The sequence below is a fragment of the Devosia sp. LjRoot3 genome (assembly GCF_964252865.1).
Lineage (GTDB): Bacteria > Pseudomonadota > Alphaproteobacteria > Rhizobiales > Devosiaceae > Devosia.
This window is the reverse complement of the sequence record NZ_CAXUPK020000003.1, coordinates 263,256-279,234: the sequence shown is the minus strand read 5'-3', so window position 1 is coordinate 279,234 and position 15,979 is coordinate 263,256. Positions and strand designations below refer to the sequence as shown.

Here is a 15,979-nt window from a genome sequence, read left to right as displayed (position 1 = left end):
CTTGCGGTGATAGGTATGTCAACCGAGGGCGGGTGGGAGGCCATTGGGCGACCGAAGGCGGAGAGATCATCGGGCACCGGAGTTTCTTGCACGCGGCGCGGTGGCCACTGGGCCTATGAGGACGCCTCCCGAGGCACACTCAGCATTGTGATGGGCCGTGGGGGAACGGAGCGCCGCAGATAGAAGTTGGTCCCTCACATGAAAGGAGATTGACCATGGACCACAGCCATCACGTACGCCTTTCCAGCACCGAACTTACCCCGGCCATGCTTGAGGGCGCGACCATCTATGGTGTCGATGACGAAAAGGTCGGCACTGTCGATCACATCGACGGCGCCGGGATGGACAGCACCGCCATTGTCGATGTTGGCGGCTTCCTGGGCATCGGCGCCAAACCCGTTGCCCTGCCGCTGCGCGAACTTGACTTCATGCGCGACGAAGATGGCGAGGTTCATGCCATGACGTCGTGGACGAAGGACGAGCTCAAGGAGTTGCCGGAGCATCCGCGCCACTAGCGACATCTCCGACCGAGAAGAAAGGGCCCGGTTTGACCGGGCCTTTTTCTTGGGATAGCGCGGCGCTGAAAATCGAAGGGGCGCGCTTACTGTTCTGCCATGTATTGGGGTCCGGCACTCATAATGCCCGTGATTTGACAAGCGGCGATTTTCTTCTAGCTTTCCGGGCTTGCTTCCGAGGGACGCGGATGACGGACTGGTTATTTTCGAGCGGACGACATAGCCATGTCGCGGATTTCAACGATCGGGAGCGCTTGAGCTTTCGATATGGGGCTGCCAAGGCCTATCTGGAGGAGACGCTCGTCCTGCCAGGCCTTTGGCTTTATCGCAGCGAGGCTACGCCCGGCTGCCGCTTCAATATTGAAGTGGAAAGCGGGGAGCCGAGCACCGGCCGGCTCATTCTTGGCGCCATCCTGACCAGCCAGGGGATTGCGAGCCTCGAGGGCTGCGACGACCAGATGTGGCGTGAGGACGGGCGGGCCTATGTGATGACGCCGGTGGAGCGGCGGGCGCGCTACGAGATCGATGCGCATCGGGGATGGCGGGCCGTGTCGCTGCGGCTTGAGCCGGAAGCGCTGGAGCTGGTGGGCGGCGATTCAAACCTGCCTGATCTCTTCACGGATACGCTCGACAGGGGCAAGGACGATGTTCTGGGCATGGCGACCTTGCCGGCCAAGCTCCGTCTCGTGGCGCAGGAGCTGCTGCGACCGGCCTTTCGCGGGCCGATGAACCGCATTTTCCGCCAGGCCAAGGCGCTGGAATTTCTGGCCTATCAGTTCAGCGTGCTCGACCGGTCCCACCTGGCCGACGATACATTGCCGGCGCGAGACCTGGCGAAAGTGCGCATGGCGCGCGACCGGCTGCTGTTCGACCTGCGCGAGCCGCCCGACCTCGACGCGCTGGCGAAGGATGTTGGACTTTCACCCAAGCGGCTCAATCGAGGCTTTCGCCAGCTCTATGGCACGACGGTGTTCGCCTTTCTGCGCGATGCCCGGCTCGATGCGGCGCGCGTGGCGCTGGAAGAAGGGACACCCTTGCCGCTCAAGCAATTGGCCTGGGAACTGGGCTATGCGCAGGTGAGCAATTTCGTGACGGCCTTCCGCCGGCGCTTTGGCGTGACGCCGGGGGCGTGGAAGCGGGGCGACGAAGAGGAAGAGGTTTAGCGCCAGGCCATTATGCCCGGCGGCAATGCTTATGCCCGTAAGGCGCTCGCGTTGAGTACGCCAATCTAGTCCCCTAATTGGCAAAACCGGTCCGCAAGGGCCGGTTTTTTCAATTGTGCCGGAGGGACGTATGGCGCGAGTAGCTTTTGGGACGCGGGTGCGGCGCCGGCAGAATAGGAAATGGCTCGGCTTTGGCCTGCTGTTGGCAACCACGGCACTGGTGATGGCGCCGCGCGTCGAGGCAGCCGGGGAAGTCACGAGACCGGAACATCCCAGCTATGGGAAAGTCTGGAGCATTCCGGCTCTCAGCGCTGATGGCACGATCTGGGCCGGCGACGTCGACACCGATGGCAAGATTATCGTCTATCGTCCCGACGGCTATATCGACATGGGCGGGTTGGGGGGAGGTGCTTCCCACGTTTATGCGATCAATGGCGCGGGCACTGTGGTTGTTGGCGCTTCGCGCGGCGAAAATAACGACTACCGCGCCTTCCGCTGGACCGAGGCGGGCGGAATACAGAGCCTGGGATTGCTCTTCTCATCCGGTAACGCCCGCAGCTATGCGCATGACGTGTCGGGCGACGGCACGCGTGTTGTCGGGCGCCACGAACAATTGGGTATGACGCGGGGCTTCGTGTGGCTTGAGGGCGCGACCGGCGGCGAAGCGAGCAATCCGCAAATGTATCGCCTGCCCGGACTCGACGACGCAGGCCGCTGGGCCGCCTTCGCCATTTCGGACGACGGCAATTATGCGGCCGGCTACAGCGATGGCAATGCGACGCTGGGCCTTGCTACGCGGTGGGATTTGACGCGCATCGCCATCGACGGAACCAGCAGCATTCTCAACCTGGGCGCCTTTACCGGCGAGAATGGTGGGTCTCGGGCTACCGATATTTCGGCCGATGGCCGTGTCGTCGTGGGGAGCTCCGGCGACGGCGATGGCGTCACCAGGGCGTTCCGCTGGGTCGAGGGCGCGACGACGGGCGTCGTCGACAATGTGCAGATGCATGACCTGGGCGTGCTGGGCAGTGATCCGCTGAGCGAGAGCCAGGCCAATGCCGTGTCGCGCGACGGGCAATATGTCGTGGGTTGGAGCGCGGACAGTTTGGGGAGCAAGCTGGCGTTCCGTTGGTCCGATGCGACGGGCATGGAATCGGTGGCGGATTGGCTCGCGCGCAATGGCGTGGCGGTCGATGACCTGTCGCTGGCGGATGCGACGGCCATTTCCGACAACGGTCTGGTTGTGGCCGGCGTCATGGTGATGCCGGACAATGAGGAGCGGGCTTATATCGCCCGGGTGGAGCAGACGCCGGGGTCTGGGGGCCTGATGGATGTGGCGCAGTACAATGCCACGCTGCATGGCGCGGCGGGCATAGCCAGCGCCGGCGAATTCCTGACATGGCTGCCGATGAATGGGGCGCACCACCGGCCCTTGATGCTGACGCCAAATCTTTCGGGCGACATGTGTGCCTGGGCGACGGGGGACTTTGCCCACTATGGCGCGAGCGGCGCGAACCTGGCGCTGGCGGAGACCGGGGCCTGTGTCGATCTGGCTGGTGGATCAGTGCGCCTTGGGGGCTCGATCGGCACGACTGCTTCGTGGCAGGCGCTGTCGCTGGGCGGGGCGGCCAATATGGTTGGGCAATATGTGTTGGGCGAGGTGGATTGGCAGCCGGATGGCACGCCGCTGCTGTTGTCTGTGACAGGCATGTTGGGCGGATGGCAGGCCAAGGTGGATCGGGCCTATTCCAATGGCGCGGCGACGGCGGTGTCGAGCGGGCAGACCAATGCCATGGGCGGCGTGGTGCGGGTGCGGGCGGATTGGCTGGACGCGGCTGTCCTAGGCAATACCAGCCTTAATCCGTGGGCGTCTGTGTCGTTCGGCGCGCTGCATGTGGATGGGTATAGCGAAAGCGGCGGGCCGTTTCCGGCGCGCTTTGCGGCGCAGAATCTTGGCCATACCGATATTCGCGTGGGCGTGACCGCGATTACCGAGTTTTCTAGCCAGACCAAATTGAGCACGACGCTGGAAGTGGCGCATCGGACCGGTACGGCGGCTTCGGCCGTGGGGCAGGTGGATGGGCTGTTCAGCTTCTCGCTTGGGGGCGGGACCTATGGGCAGACCTGGGGTCGGCTGGGGCTCGAACTCGATCACAAGATCAACGACGCGGTGGCGCTGTCCGGTTCGGTGCATCTGGCGACTAATGGGCGCGATCCGACCGTGGCCATTTCGGCCGGTATCAAGGGAGCTTTCTGATGAAGTTTGGGATTTTGCTGGCCGCAACGAGCCTGCTGATGGCGACCCCGGCTCTGGCACTGACGCCTGCTGAGGCAGAGGCCGTGGTGAGGGTGGTCGAGCAATTGGCGGCGGAAACGGGCGAGGGCATGGTCGCCGACGCTGCCGAGATCTTTTTCGACTATGACGCGCTCGGCACCAATCTGGTCCCGGCGGCGGGGTTTGATCGGGCGAGTTGGACGATCGCTTATGACGCGGTGGCGAGCGGCTATATGGCGACGATCCCGCAGGATGAGTTCAACGCGATCTTTGAGGAGCCCCTGGCACGGCTGGCAGGCTCGGCACTGCCGGACGACCAGAAGGCGATGATGCGTGAGCATATGGAAGGGCTGATTGCCGAGGCGCAGGCGGCGCGGGAACAGGGCATGGCCCATGCCGATGTGGTGCGGCCGCTCGAGGATCGGCTCCACACGCTGTTTTTCGGAGAATTCGGAGAATAGCGGCGTTCTTCGAATGGTGGGCCGCCACGCAGAAAACTGCGGGCGGCCCCTTCGTCATTCTGCCGGCTGCATGCGGGCAGTGCTGGAACTGGCCGGCATGAAGAAGATGTAGGCGCCGATGAGGACGCCTGCGGCGGTGATCAGGGAGCCGACGGCGACCAGAGGTACGAAGCCGGTATTGCCCTTGAGCAGCAGATAGAGCGACACGGTCATGAGCAGCACGCCAAGCGTGTAGACCCAGAAATGCACGCGCGCCAACATGCCCTCGGCCTTTGCGGGGTTGAGGGCGTAGTAGCCACCGAAGATGGCTGATGTGACCCAGCCAAGCAGGTTTATGTGGGCGTGGGCGCCAATAACGTCGTGGTTTTGGCTGATCGACATGATCAGGCCGAGACTGATCCCGACGATCAGAAACAGAATTCCGGCACGAAAGAACATGTGTGAGATCTTAGGCACGATTTTCTCCCCTCTTATTGCCCGCGGGTCGTAAACTCCTCAACACCCGCAGGAGGGGCGAATAATACTGTTTTTCTAAGGGTTTCGCCAGACGGGAGCGGTGGGCGGCGCGCCAACCTTACCGACCTTGCCAAGAGTTCATGCCGTCGCAATCTCGTGAAGAGTTTCCTCTCGCTAGGGTCGTGTTGTTCCGGTTCTGCCGGTTTCCCATGCAAGGAAAAACACTATGACCTCCACCTCGATCAAAGCCCTCATGGCAGTCGTTGCCACTGCAATCGGTTTGAGCGCCGTAGCGCCCGCCATGGCCCAGCCGGCTCCTCAGGCACCCGACGCTGCGGTGACCCAGGAAGATGCCGGGCCGGGCAACCAGGCATTCCGTCCGCAGGGCGGTGGACCGCGCCAGCAGGGCGGCGGTGGCGCCGGCTTCTTCGATTTCTCGCGTGGTGGCGAGGGCGTCGAGATTGCACTGGTGCGCCTCAGCCATCGCCTTGACCTGACCACGGAACAGCAGGCGCTGTTCGACACGCTGAAAACTTCGGCACTGGCTGCGGCGGAGGATTTTGCGACCGCGACCGAAGGCCTGCGCCCGACGCCGCCGGCCGAGGGTGAAGAGCGCACGGTTCCGACCGTTGCGGAGCGGCTTGAAACCCGGATTGCCGTCGAAAAGGCACACGTTGCGGCGCTTGAGGCGGTGCAGCCGTCCGTTGCGGCTTTCTTTGACAGCCTGACCGATGAGCAGAAGGCCGAGTTGATGCCGGCGCAGGGCGAGCATGGTCCTCGTGGCCAGCACGGTGGTCAGGGGCCGCGTGGCTTTGGCGGCAATAACCGCTAACCCCATTCCGGCTCCCGTGTCTCCTTCGGGCATGGGAGCTGACGAGCGGCGTGGTCCGCCCCCCCGAACGACCTGCGTCGCGACAACCCCGGCTCTCAACAGCCGGGGTTGCTTTAATTCCCAGCTTCTCTACCAATCGATCATTCTTTGACGGATCGATTATGACCAATCTGCCTCTGGACCCGGCGCGTATCCGCGCTCTCTTTCCCGCCTTTGCCGAGCCGAGCCTGCAGGGCCAGGCGTTTTTCGAGAATGCCGGCGGCTCCTATACCGCCAAGACGGTGCTCGACCGGCTGGAGCATTATTATCGCGCGACCAAGGTGCAGCCTTATGGAGTTTACCCGGCTTCGATCGAAGCGGGGGAGGCGATGAACCTTGCCCATGAGCGCATTGCGGCGGCGCTTGGTGTTACGGCGGACTGGATCCACTTCGGGCCGTCGTCTTCGGCGAACAGCTATGTGCTGGGCAATGCCTTTGGCGGTTGGCTCAAGCCGGGCGATGCGATTGTCGTCACCAATCAGGACCATGAGGCGAATTCCGGCTCGTGGCGGCGGCTGGCGCAAAAGGGCATTGAGGTGCGCGAGTGGAGCGTCGACGGCCAGACCGGACGGCTGGCGCTGGCGGCGCTGGACGCGGTGCTCGATGACAAGGTGAAGCTGGTTGCGGCGCCGCATTGTTCCAATGTGGTGGGTGAGATCAATCCGGTGGCCGAGATCGCGAAGCGCGCGCATGCTGTTGGTGCGGTGCTGGCGGTGGATGGGGTGAGCTATGCGCCGCATGGGCTGCCGGACCTCAGCGAGCTTGGGGCTGATATTTATCTGTTCTCGGCTTACAAGACCTATGGGCCGCATCAGGGCGTGATGGCGGTGCGGCCGGAGCTGGCCATGCAGCTGCCGAACCAGGGGCATTTTTTCAACGATGCCAAGCCGCGCTATCGGCTGACGCCGGCCGGGCCGGATCATGCGCAGATTGCCGCTTCGGCGGGGATTGCGGATTATCTGGAGCAGGTGGCGGAGATTGCCGGGGGCGAGGGCAACCCGTTTCGGCGGGCGCACAAGGCGATGCGGGCGCAAGAGATCGCGTTGGCGCGGCCGCTGCTCGATTATCTCAATGGGCGCAATGACGTGAACCTGGTTGGTCCGGCCGATGCGGAATTGCGCGCGCCGACGATTGCGCTGCGGCATCGCGAGCCGGGGGTGGAGGTGGCAAAGCGCTTGGCCAAGCACGGCATTATGGCGTCAGGCGGGAATTTTTACGCCTGGCGATTGATGGAGGCGCTGGGGATCGATCCGCAGCATGGGGTGTTGCGGCTGTCGTTCGTGCACTACACGAGCCCAGAGGAAATCCAGAGTCTGATCAAGGCACTAGATGCAGAGCTTTAGAAGGGGATTCAGTTCCTCGGCGTTTGACGCTTAAAGAGAGATCCCCGCTTTCGCGGGGATGACGCCGTGGGTGGGTAACCGGCCCGGGACTTCCAAAGAGAAACAAGAAAAATGTCACGTCCACTCGCAGCCCTGCTTTTGCTGCTTTGCACCATGTTTTGGGGTTTTGCCTTTGTGGCCCAAAAATCGGCCATGGGGTCGATTGGGCCGCTGAGCTTTGCCGGGGTGCGTTACATTCTCGGTGGGCTGCTGGTGCTGCCGCTGGCGCTGGGTGAATGGCGGCGGCGCGAGGTGGAGCTGTCGCGGTCGCAATGGATGCTGGTGGGCGTCTTGTGCTTTGCCTTCTTCATGGGGTCGTGGCTGCAGCAGGCGGGGCTGGCGACGACGACGGCGACGAATGGCGGATTTCTGACCGGGCTCTATGTCTTCTTCGTGCCGCTGATCGGCTATTTTGCCTTCCGCGTGCGGCCGCATCCGATTGTCTATGTCGGCGTGCCGCTGGCGCTGGTGGGCATCTATTTCCTCAATGGCGGGGGGCTTTCGAGCTTCAATGGCGGCGATTGGCTGATCGTGGGCAGCGCAGTGTTCTGGGCCATGCATGTGCTGACGCTGGGGCATCTGGCGAAGGAGACCGGGCTGCCGATTTTTGTTTCGGCGGTCAGCTTCCTCGTGGCGGGGACCGTGGCGCTGGTGATTGCCGTGCCGGTCGAGGCGCCGACGCTGGGGCAGATTTCGGACGTCTGGGTGCAGCTGGCTTATGCCGCGGTGCTGTCGACGGCCGTGGGGTTCACGTTGCAGGCGGTGGGGCAGCAATATGTGCCGCCGGCCAATGCGGCGATCATTTTGTCGGCCGAGAGCCTGTTTGCGGCGCTCGGCGGGGCGGTAGTGTTGGGGGATCGGTTGCCGGTCGTGGGCTATGCCGGGGCGGCGCTGCTGTTCGTGGCTATCGTCATGGTCGAGGCGGTGCCGGCGCTGCTGGAGCGCCGGAGGTTGCCGGAAGTCAGAGCTACGAACTGAGAGTCTGCTCGTAAACACTACTGCGGCGGCCAACTGCCGGCGTTTTCTGCGCTTCCGGTACTCACGTACTAATGTACGCTCCGTTCCGGTTCTCGAAAGCCACCGGCATTTGTCGCGCCGCAGCGTGTTTCCAAGCAGACTCTAGCGCTACTCGGTGTAGCGATACATCTGGTAGGTCTTGCAGACCACAAGCAGGGCGCAGCCGTGCAGCGTCATGTGGTTTTCGCTGTTCTGGGTCAGCGTGCCGGACAGGTTGTAGCCAAAAAGGCGGATGTCGCCCTTCCAGCGATTTGGGCCTGACTGGCGCATGTGGTCGGCCATGGGCCGGTTGAGATAGGGCTTGTACTGCTCGTTGTAGTCCACATCGCTCAGCCAGGTGAGGAGCCCGCAGAGCTGGGTGCCATCTCCGCACATTTCGAGCTGGAAGCGCGTATCCTTGCCTTCCAGCTCCCAGGTGCCGACCGGCGAGGCGAGGGCGGGAGTGGCGATCAAGGCGGCGAGGGCAAAGGCGAGGGTGCGGACAAAACGCATTGGCTGAAACTCTCTACTCGGTGAACCGAACATGGCCGGGCGAGCCTGAATGCTGGCTGAACGGCTTCATGCGTCCGTCATGTAATGTGCCTAGGCTGCAAATGCTCCGGGGCAGCCCATGCATGCCGGATGCGCCGTTCGCACCAGCCCCCAGGCCCGCGGACGCATTCCCCCGAGGCCATTTTGCCTCAACGCGTAGGCCTTGGCCGCCCCCCGGGCGGCCCTTTTTTGTGGACCGTCCAGAATAGTCCTCGCCCCAATGCGCGCACTGCGCGAGAAAGGGCCGAAGCTTCTGAGGCGGACTATGGCCAAACTCTATTTTTCCTATGCCGCTATGAATGCCGGCAAGTCCACCTTGCTGCTGCAGGCTGCCTACAACTATCGCGAGCGCGGCATGCGGCCGCTGCTCTATACCTCGGCGCTTTATGTCGAGGATGGGATCGGGCTGATTTCGTCGCGCATTGGCATCAGTGAGCCGGCCGAGCTCTATTCGGCGGGCGACGATCTCTATCAGTCGATCCGCGACCAGCATGAAGAGTCCAAGGTCGATTGCGTCTTTGTCGACGAGGCGCAGTTTCTCGAGCGCGAGCAGGTGTGGCAGCTGGCGCGTGTTTCCGATCGGCTGCGCATTCCGGTGATGTGCTTTGGGCTGCGCACCGACTTCCAGGGCAAGCTCTTTCCCGGCTCGATGGAACTGCTGGCCATTGCCGATGTGATGCGCGAAATTCGTACCATCTGCACCTGTGGCGCCAAGGCGACCATGGTGGTGCGGCAGAGCGTGGATGGACGCGTGCTGACCGATGGCGATCAGGTTTCGATCGAAAAATCCGTCTATCTCTCGCTGTGCCGCAAGCATTGGGAAGAGGCGGTCGGCCGGTGGCCGGTGAAAGGACCAGAATGAGCGAGACAGTGATGAGCGAACCGCTGGGGCAATTGACCATCCGCACCTTGGCCATGCCGGCCGACACCAATGCGGCGGGCGACATTTTTGGCGGCTGGGTGATGAGCCAGATGGACATTGCCGGAGCCATTGCCGCGGTCGAGCGGGTCAAGGGCAGGGTGGTGACGGTGGCCGTGGAGGCCATGACCTTCATTGCGCCGGTGAAAGTGGGCGATGTGCTCTGCGTCTATACCACCATCGAGCGGATCGGGCGGACCTCGATTACCGTGGGGCTTGAGGCCTGGGTGCGGCGGCATGAACTCGACGACCGCAAGAAGGTCACCGAGGGGCGCTTCGTTTATGTTTCTCTTGACGATAACGGCCAAAAGCGGGTGATCCCGCAAGGCTGACCAATTACATTCAGACTGCGTTCAGGCTGGACGAGCGACAAGGCGTATGAAGCGCTTTGGTGCTGGGGCAGGGCTATGAAATCTGACGTCATGACCGGTCGCCGTCTCCTAAGCTTTTGAATCCGTTCGGGGCCGGAACTCTTTGAAGACCGTACCCGTTTCTGCATCGTAACGAATTCCGCTCCGGGTTTTGAGCGTCAATCCCGGACGTGGTGGAAGAGGGAATAGTCATGAACCGCCATACCCGCAAAACCCTGCTTAACGTCGCAACGGCCATTGCTGTTGCCACGACTGCAGTCGTCGTGTTCCTGCCGGCAGCGCAGGCCGCGCCGGGGACCGTGACCAGCAATGTCAATGTGCGCTCGGGTCCGGGCACCAATTATGCCGTGGTCGACACCGTGCGCCGTGGGCAGCAGGTCGATGTGCAGCAGTGCCAGGGCTCCTGGTGCTATGTGTCCAAGCCCGGTCCCGATGGCTGGGTTTCGGCCACCTATCTTGCCGCTGGCGGTGGCCAGCCGGTCAATCCGAGCCAGCCGGGGATTTCCTTCGGCTTCAACCTCGGCCCCAATGGCCCGAACGTGAATATCGGCATCGGCAATCCGCAGCAGCCGCCGCGTCCGCCGCGCCCGCCGGTGATCCAGCCGCTGCCTGAACCGGTCTATGACGAGGTCTGCTTCTATGACCGCACCAATTTCCGCGGCCAGAGCTTCTGCCTTGCCGCCGGCGACAGCGTGCGTGACCTTCGCGACTGGACCGATCGGATTTCCTCGATCGACAACCAGGGTGGCTATTCGGTGCAGGTCTGTTCGGAGCCGAACTATCGTAGCTGCCGGACCTATACGACCAGCGCCAGCTCGCTGAATGATTTCGACGACTATGTTGCCTCGGTTCGCATTCGCTAATTAGTAAAAGCGGCGCTGTACAAAAGTACGGCGCCGTTTTTTCTTGCCCTTGGCCGCAACAAGGCGCCGAGATAAAGTCCCGCTGATTTTCACCTGGGGATTCTCTTTCCATGAAGCGCTTGAAGAGCTTGGCTCTCGCTATCGGTTTCGGGCTTTCCCTGCTTTCTCCGGTCGTAGCCGCGTCCGATGTCGGTTCGCATGGCTGGGCGCAGGTCGACCTGACGCTGCGCAAGGGGCCGGGGGCCGCGCATGACGTGGTCGGGACGATCTCTGAAGACAGTGCCATCCGCATTCTGCGCTGCCAGGTGACCTGGTGCCTCGTCGATGGCGATGGTGGCCGGGGCTGGACGAGCCTTGAAGCGCTGAGCTTTGGTGCTGGTCCCGAGGGGCCGTTGTTTCTCGTTCGTCCGGATTATCCGGAAGGTGGCCCGGGGACGGTGTGCTTCTATGAAGGCCGCAATTTCACCGGGGCATCGCTCTGCGCGGAGTCCGGGCAGGTGTTCAATGACCTCAAGCTCTATGGGCAGGATAACCGCTTCTCGTCGGTCGAGATCACCGGGAATGTGTCGGCTGCGGCCTGCCGCGATCGGGGCTTCCAGTCCTATTGCGAGCGGATCATCGAAAGCCAGCCGGTGCTGAACCGGTATCTGGCGCGCAACCTGTCTTCGATCCGCGTCTACTGACGGCGCTCAAAAATCTGATTGCAAAATCCCCGCGGAAGCGGGGACTTTTGTTTGCGAACGCAGAAGAGGGGGCAGGGGCTAGCTGGCGATGTATTCGCGCAGCACTTCGGCCTCGTGCTCGACTTCCTCGATCTTGAGCTTGACCACGTCGCCGATGGAAATGATGCCGGTGAGGCGGTCGCCATCGACCACGGGCATGTGGCGGATGCGGCGGTGGGTCATGCGCTCCATGACATCGGAAATGGCCGTGGTGCGGTCGCAGGTGACGACTGCCCGCGTCATGACGGAGCCGATGGACTGGGCGAGGGCGGCTGAGGGGTTCTTGCCCAATTGCCGGACGATATCGCGCTCGGAGAGGATGCCGACCACGCTCTCGCCGGTGCCGACGATGACGATGGCGCCGATATTGTGGCTGTTGAGCATGGCAACGGCATCGCCCAGCGTATCGCTGTCGCGCAGGGTGTGAACGGCCGTGCCTTTGAGTTGCAGGATGGTATCGACGATCATAGTCAGGTCCTCCTTGCGTTGGACCAATCGACACTCAGCCGAACGAGCTGGGAGTCGATCGGTGAGAGGAGTGTGAACCCGAAGCCGTTCAGCGGCAAGGCAGAAAACGCTGGCGCGAGGCCTGCCCGAGGAGTTTGGGCAGATGGACGGCATGGAGGGCTTCATGCCGCCCTTGAAACTTTTCCGCTCAGAAGGCGTAGATATTGCATGGGATCAGCGTCGCGGCACAATGGCCGGTGCGCCACCCCGGCGGAGGCCATGATCATGGTTCGGTTTTTTGTGGCGCTGGTGTTTTTCCTGAGCAGCATCGGTATAGCACAGCCGCAGGAGGCCACGCCCTGGCAGGCGACCGTAACCGGGCAAATCGAGGCGCTGCAAAGTGGCAATGCCGAGATCGCGCTCGGTCTGGCCAGTGCCGCATTTCGGGAGATTTATGCCGATCCCGAACGGTTTCTCGCGGATGTGAAGCGATCTGGCTACGGGCCTATCGTTGAAGCGCGCTCGCATAGTTTTGGTGCCTACGAAAAGACCGAGAGCGGCGTAGTGCTGCAGGTGGTCAAGCTGGTGGGGCCGGACCTGGACCTCTATGAAGCCGTGTATCAATTGATGGACGAGCCGGGCCAGGGATGGCGGGTGCTCGGCGTCATACTGCGCAGGGTGCCGGGACGCGGGGCATAGCGTCGGCCATGATCGACGGCAACGCAGAAAAAAGGCCGGCGCGAGGCCGGCCTGAGGACTTTGGAGAAAATACACGGCATGGAGGGCTTCATGCCGCGGGTATTGATCAGCGGGTCTTCGCCACTGACCAATTGGTGCGACGCTGACGCGTGGGCGTCGAAGCTGGAATACGGTTGCGCCAGACGAAGCGTCCGACTTCAAACAGCATAGTCAGGATGAGAATAGTGAGCGGGACCATGAAGATGGCCACTTGCGTATCGGGCTGCGCCGCGAGATCGGCGGCCAGGGAAGGCGTAACACCCGCGAGAAATGCGCCGGCAAGACCAAGTGCAGCGGCGAAGCCAGCGGCCACAGCCATCTTCACTTTCAGGCCCTTCCGCCCGCGAGACGAGAATAGTTGCATGGGATAGGCGTCTCATCGTTGTGGATGAGGGGAGGAAACCATGCAAATGGGGTTTTGCTGTGACGCAAGGGTGGCAGGCGTGAATTGTCACGCCGCGGTTACGAATGGCCAGAGGCCAGGCCGGCGGGATAGAGTATGTCGGCTACTCGGCGCAGCAGGGTGGCGAGGCTCTGGCGCAGGGACGGAATGGCGTCGAGGCGAGCTGCTTCCTGGCGGGCCCAAGCGCATTCAAGATCTGGGTCAAGCCAGGTCTGGCGATAGATGTCCTTGTAGAGATAGCTGGCGGGAATCATTGCTTAGTCCCTTTCGCATGAAAGTGTTGAATCGGTTCAATTTGAGGGTGTGATATTCCTTGAACCGGTTCAAATGTGCACTTCTTGCGGCCTTGGGTCAAGCGAAAATTGAACCGATACAAAAACTGTGATAGCGAGGGGGTGGAGGATATCAATGACTCAAGACAATCCGGTACGCCTTCGGGACGTGGCGCGGGTGGCGGGCGTGTCGCAGGGCACGGCGTCGAATGTGTTCAACCGGCCCGATATCGTCCGGCAGGAAGTGCGCGAGCGGGTGGAGGCGGCAGCCAAGGAGCTCGGCTATGCTGGACCAAGCCTGACGGGGCGATTGCTGCGGGCGGGCAAGATCAACGCCATTGGCGTGGCGACGGCGGAACCGCTGACCTACTTTTTCGAGGACCAGTGGGCGCGAACCATGATGGCGGCGATCGCCGCCGAGTGTGACAAACAGGGCGCGGGGCTCTCCATCGTTTCGGCGATGAATCGCGAGCGGCCGGCCTGGAACATCCAAAGCGCGCTGGTCGATGGGCTGATCCTGCTCTGTGCGGAGGAGGGACCGGCGCTGATCGGGCAGACGGAGAAGCGTGAGCTGCCTTTTGTAGCGCTGGGGCTGGAAGAGAGCACGGTCGATGCGCCGGGCGTCGGCATCGACAATCGGGACGGGGCGCGGCAGGCAGCGGAGCATCTGGTGGCGCTGGGGCACCGCAGGATTGCCATTCTCGGTATCGGGGAAAGCTGGAACGCGCTCTGGCCGACGCCCGAAGAAGTGTTGGCGACGCCATATCTGACTGTGCGGGACCGCGCGGAGGGCTATTGGGCAGGGCTGGCGACAGTAGGGATTGCGGCTGCGGATGTGCCCTATGCCGATACCGATGCCCAGCGCGAAACAGTGTGGGCGGCCATGAGCAGGCTGTTTGCGGCGGAGCAGTCGCCCACGGGAGTTCTGGCCATGTCGGATCGCGTGGCGCTCTTTGCCATCGAATGGCTCAAGGGCAATGGCCGGCGTGTGCCGGAGGATGTGTCAGTGGTCGGTTTCGACGGTATTCCGGAAGGAGCCGACACGCTGCCGGCGTTGACGACGGTGCAGCAGCCTTTTCAGGAACTGGCGGCCCGGGCAGTGGGCGCAATTCTGGGTGGCGAGGAGATTGCAGCACGAACTGTGCTGCCTTTGCCGCTCGTGGTGCGCGGCAGTACGGGACCGGCGCCGAAGAGCGAGTTATGACTTTTCGATAACGGTGGTTTCGACTACACCAGCCACGGCTTAAATGGAGGCGGGCATGGCTTTTCTTTCCGATGCGCTGGGACGCGTAGCACCATCTGCGACTGTGGCGATCAGCCAGAAGGCGCGGGTGATGGCGCAGGAAGGCAAGGACATCATCGCCCTTTCCGCCGGCGAGCCGGATTTTGACACCCCGCTCCATGTCCGCGACGCTGCCAAGAAGGCGATGGACGAGGGCAAGACGCGCTACACCAATGTCGACGGCATTCCCGAACTGAAGGAAGCGGTTGCGCGCAAGTTCAAGCGCGACAATGGGCTCGATGTGACGGCAGCGGATTGCTTTGTCTCCTCGGGCGGCAAGCAGATCATTTTCAATGCGCTGATGGCGACGCTCAATCCGGGCGATGAGGTCGTCATTCCGGTGCCTTACTGGGTGAGCTATCCGGAAATCGTGCGGCTCTGTGGCGCGGATCCGGTTTTTGCCGTGGCTGATGCCTCGACGGGGTTCAAGCTTTCGCCGGAAGCATTGGAAGCGGCGATTACGCCCAAGACCAAGTGGCTGCTGCTTAATACGCCGTCGAACCCGACGGGCGCTGCCTATACGGCGGACGAATTGCGCGGTCTGGCCGATGTGCTGCTGCGCCATGAGCATGTGCACATTCTGACCGACGACATCTATGAAGTGCTGGTCTATGACGGCGGCACTTTCTCGACGATCGCACAGGTGGAGCCAAAGCTGCAGCCGCGCACGCTGACGATGAATGGCGTGTCGAAGTCGCATGCCATGACCGGCTGGCGCATCGGCTATTGCACGGGCCCACGGCCGCTGCTGGCGGCGATGACGAAGCTGCAGGGGCAGTCGACGTCGAACCCGACCTCGATCTCGCAGTGGGCGGCTGTGGCCGCGCTGGACGGGCCACAGGAGTTTCTGGCGGACTGGCGCCGGGTGTTCCAGGAGCGCCGTGACCTGGTGGTGAAGGGGCTCAATGCCAATACCGGGCTCGATTGCCTGACGCCGGAGGGGGCGTTTTATGTGTTCCCCTCGTGCAAGCGGCTCTTGGGCAAGGCCAGCGCGGGCGGCAAGGTGCTGACCACGGACGAGGATTTCGTCATGGCGCTGCTGGAAGAGACGGGCGTAGCGCTGGTACATGGCACCGCGTTTGGCCTGCCGGGGCACTTCCGGCTGAGCTATGCGGCGAGCAATGCGGAGCTGGAAGAGGCGGTGCGGCGGATCCAGCAGTTTTGTGCGGGGATTAGCTGAGCCCTTCGCCTCGCGCCGGGTCATTCCCGCGAAAACGGGAATCCGTGTGCCGGAAACAGAGATCCCCGCTTTCGCGGGGATGACACGGTGGGTGTGAGGGCAACGCCGTTG

19 protein-coding genes are annotated in these 15,979 nt (G+C 62.7%); 14 read left to right on the top strand and 5 right to left on the bottom strand.

What is annotated here, in order from left to right; all coding sequences use genetic code 11:
* Positions 1-215: 215 nt before the first annotated feature.
* The 4 genes from ACSQ2A_RS12340 (at position 216) to ACSQ2A_RS12325 (ending at position 4,414) form a co-directional block, all read left to right on the top strand.
* Complete coding sequence (locus tag ACSQ2A_RS12340; protein WP_295412513.1) at positions 216-515, top strand: PRC-barrel domain-containing protein; 300 nt, start codon at positions 216-218, stop codon at positions 513-515.
* A gap of 188 nt (positions 516-703) precedes the next feature.
* Positions 704-1,678 carry an AraC family transcriptional regulator gene (locus ACSQ2A_RS12335; protein ID WP_295412511.1) on the top strand — a complete coding sequence of 325 codons (975 nt, stop codon included), beginning with the start codon at positions 704-706 and terminating at the stop codon, positions 1,676-1,678.
* A gap of 130 nt (positions 1,679-1,808) precedes the next feature.
* Complete coding sequence (locus tag ACSQ2A_RS12330) at positions 1,809-3,935, top strand: autotransporter domain-containing protein (RefSeq protein WP_436072475.1); 2,127 nt, start codon at positions 1,809-1,811, stop codon at positions 3,933-3,935.
* A complete protein-coding gene (locus tag ACSQ2A_RS12325; protein ID WP_436072474.1) occupies positions 3,935-4,414 on the top strand; it encodes a hypothetical protein in 480 nt (159 codons plus the stop codon). The genes ACSQ2A_RS12330 and ACSQ2A_RS12325 overlap by 1 nt, the downstream gene beginning before the upstream one ends.
* 54 nt (positions 4,415-4,468) lie before the next feature.
* Here ACSQ2A_RS12325 and ACSQ2A_RS12320 read toward each other — a convergent pair whose 3' ends face one another.
* The gene (locus ACSQ2A_RS12320; protein WP_295412506.1) at positions 4,469-4,870 is read right to left on the bottom strand and encodes a hypothetical protein; all 402 of its coding nucleotides are present in this window, start codon (positions 4,868-4,870) and stop codon (positions 4,469-4,471) included.
* A gap of 226 nt (positions 4,871-5,096) precedes the next feature.
* On the opposite strand from ACSQ2A_RS12320, the gene ACSQ2A_RS12315 reads away from it, so the two are divergent.
* From ACSQ2A_RS12315 to ACSQ2A_RS12305, 3 genes are all read left to right on the top strand, one after another.
* Entirely contained in the window at positions 5,097-5,702 is a 606-nt protein-coding gene (locus ACSQ2A_RS12315) for a Spy/CpxP family protein refolding chaperone (protein WP_436072473.1), read from the top strand.
* A gap of 161 nt (positions 5,703-5,863) precedes the next feature.
* A complete protein-coding gene (locus tag ACSQ2A_RS12310) occupies positions 5,864-7,084 on the top strand; it encodes an aminotransferase class V-fold PLP-dependent enzyme (RefSeq protein WP_436072472.1) in 1,221 nt (406 codons plus the stop codon).
* A gap of 111 nt (positions 7,085-7,195) precedes the next feature.
* Positions 7,196-8,101: a DMT family transporter gene (locus ACSQ2A_RS12305; RefSeq protein WP_436072471.1), complete on the top strand. Its 906-nt coding sequence runs from the start codon at positions 7,196-7,198 to the stop codon at positions 8,099-8,101.
* A gap of 147 nt (positions 8,102-8,248) precedes the next feature.
* Here the strand turns inward: ACSQ2A_RS12305 and ACSQ2A_RS12300 are convergent, their stop codons facing one another.
* Complete coding sequence (locus ACSQ2A_RS12300) at positions 8,249-8,632, bottom strand: hypothetical protein (protein WP_295412499.1); 384 nt, start codon at positions 8,630-8,632, stop codon at positions 8,249-8,251.
* A 304-nt stretch (positions 8,633-8,936) separates the two neighbouring features.
* Between ACSQ2A_RS12300 and ACSQ2A_RS12295 the strand changes: the two genes are divergently transcribed.
* The 4 genes from ACSQ2A_RS12295 to ACSQ2A_RS12280 all read left to right on the top strand — a co-directional run bounded on the left by ACSQ2A_RS12295 (position 8,937) and on the right by ACSQ2A_RS12280 (position 11,507).
* Positions 8,937-9,533 carry a thymidine kinase gene (locus ACSQ2A_RS12295; protein ID WP_291416647.1) on the top strand — a complete coding sequence of 199 codons (597 nt, stop codon included), beginning with the start codon at positions 8,937-8,939 and terminating at the stop codon, positions 9,531-9,533.
* Complete coding sequence (locus ACSQ2A_RS12290; protein WP_295412495.1) at positions 9,530-9,922, top strand: acyl-CoA thioesterase; 393 nt, start codon at positions 9,530-9,532, stop codon at positions 9,920-9,922. Before ACSQ2A_RS12295 ends, ACSQ2A_RS12290 begins: the two co-directional genes overlap by 4 nt.
* Before the next feature lie 230 nt (positions 9,923-10,152).
* On the top strand, positions 10,153-10,824 hold the full coding sequence (locus tag ACSQ2A_RS12285; RefSeq protein ID WP_295412493.1) for an SH3 domain-containing protein: 672 nt from the start codon (positions 10,153-10,155) through the stop codon (positions 10,822-10,824).
* Between the two features lie 110 nt (positions 10,825-10,934).
* Positions 10,935-11,507 (top strand): SH3 domain-containing protein, encoded by a 573-nt coding sequence (locus tag ACSQ2A_RS12280; protein WP_436072470.1) that lies wholly within the window; start codon positions 10,935-10,937, stop codon positions 11,505-11,507.
* A gap of 78 nt (positions 11,508-11,585) precedes the next feature.
* Here the strand turns inward: ACSQ2A_RS12280 and ACSQ2A_RS12275 are convergent, their stop codons facing one another.
* Positions 11,586-12,014: a CBS domain-containing protein gene (locus tag ACSQ2A_RS12275; RefSeq protein WP_295412490.1), complete on the bottom strand. Its 429-nt coding sequence runs from the start codon at positions 12,012-12,014 to the stop codon at positions 11,586-11,588.
* 258 nt (positions 12,015-12,272) lie between these two features.
* Here ACSQ2A_RS12275 and ACSQ2A_RS12270 point away from each other — a divergent pair, with 258 nt between their 5' ends.
* Positions 12,273-12,692, top strand: a complete 420-nt coding sequence (locus ACSQ2A_RS12270; protein ID WP_436072469.1) for a DUF4864 domain-containing protein — start codon at positions 12,273-12,275, stop codon at positions 12,690-12,692.
* Between the two features lie 106 nt (positions 12,693-12,798).
* Here the strand turns inward: ACSQ2A_RS12270 and ACSQ2A_RS12265 are convergent, their stop codons facing one another.
* Positions 12,799-13,050, bottom strand: coding sequence for a hypothetical protein (locus tag ACSQ2A_RS12265; RefSeq protein ID WP_436072468.1), 252 nt, complete (start codon positions 13,048-13,050; stop codon positions 12,799-12,801).
* Positions 13,051-13,193: 143 nt separating this feature from the next.
* Positions 13,194-13,388 (bottom strand): hypothetical protein, encoded by a 195-nt coding sequence (locus tag ACSQ2A_RS12260; protein ID WP_295412486.1) that lies wholly within the window; start codon positions 13,386-13,388, stop codon positions 13,194-13,196.
* A gap of 154 nt (positions 13,389-13,542) precedes the next feature.
* On the opposite strand from ACSQ2A_RS12260, the gene ACSQ2A_RS12255 reads away from it, so the two are divergent.
* Together ACSQ2A_RS12255 and ACSQ2A_RS12250 are read left to right on the top strand one after the other, a co-directional pair.
* Positions 13,543-14,610 (top strand): LacI family DNA-binding transcriptional regulator, encoded by a 1,068-nt coding sequence (locus ACSQ2A_RS12255; RefSeq protein ID WP_436072467.1) that lies wholly within the window; start codon positions 13,543-13,545, stop codon positions 14,608-14,610.
* A 55-nt stretch (positions 14,611-14,665) separates the two neighbouring features.
* Positions 14,666-15,868 carry a pyridoxal phosphate-dependent aminotransferase gene (locus ACSQ2A_RS12250; RefSeq protein ID WP_436072466.1) on the top strand — a complete coding sequence of 401 codons (1,203 nt, stop codon included), beginning with the start codon at positions 14,666-14,668 and terminating at the stop codon, positions 15,866-15,868.
* The last annotated feature ends 111 nt before the right edge of the window (positions 15,869-15,979 follow it).